Raw genomic sequence first — 868 nt, 5'->3', positions numbered from 1 at the left:
ATTCTATGCGACATACGCGCACCCACGGGAATGGCTTGCCAGCCAGCCAGCGGCATGCTTACCGAGTTGTCGCTGCCGGTCTCGGCCTTGATGCGGTCCATCTCTGCGTCGACCTCGGCCATTTGCGACTGGATGGCATCCAGCCGGTTGTTGCTCGCCTGCTCAGCCTTAGCGGTGTAGTAGTCTCGTGTGAGCTGGGAACGCTGAGCCTTGAGCTGCGAGCGTGCCCGATTACCCTTGGAGCGATCCGCAAGATTCATCAGGTCTGCATCGCCCATGAAGGCCAACTGGTCAGGATCGCGATACAGGTCGTCGGCCCTAGCACCCGAGAAGATTGCCGGCTCGCTGGCTTCGTCGCATATAGCATTGCCGACGCTCAGACGGCCCGACATGAAACCCACGGTGCCCGCGTCCCCGGCGCCGAACAAGTTGAGCAGCGGGTTGCTATCGCGGACCTCCTGGATGCGCAGCACGCTCGTTTTGTCTTCCTCCCCGGACCCTTTGATACCGCCGAGCGTTAGCATGTAGTGGGTATCGAGGTCGAAGGGCTTATCTTTTCCCGTGATCTCAATGACACGCTGGCGAACCACATCACGCACACGGCGACGTAGTGTCCCTCGCAGGCCGGTGGCCGGAAACATGAGACGGGGGCCTTGCGCGGTCTGCGTGTGGGGCACCGGCACGGGCTTGTTCTTCCCGCCTTCCCTGTCAAGCAAGTCTTTTGAGCAGGTGGCCAACGGCTGCTCGGCGGTGATGCGGCCTTCAAAGACGTAATTACTGCGCTGTGACATTCGTGGACTCCTGTCATCGAGGTTGGTGCCGGCCAGCTGGATGGCTAGTCGTTGAAAAGCGACTCAATTACACTACT

At 60.4% G+C, this 868-nt stretch carries 1 protein-coding gene; it reads right to left on the bottom strand.

The window, feature by feature from the left end:
* A partial coding sequence (locus tag ACGTN6_RS20615) for a hypothetical protein (RefSeq protein ID WP_394594930.1) occupies window positions 1-791 on the bottom strand: 791 nt, incomplete at its 3' end.
* Window positions 792-868: the final 77 nt, after the last annotated feature.

The organism is Halomonas sp. B23F22_20, from assembly GCF_043496985.1.
In the GTDB taxonomy this organism is placed as follows: domain Bacteria; phylum Pseudomonadota; class Gammaproteobacteria; order Pseudomonadales; family Halomonadaceae; genus Halomonas.
Note: the sequence above shows the minus strand (reverse complement) of the source record. Positions and strands in the feature narration are given on the sequence as shown.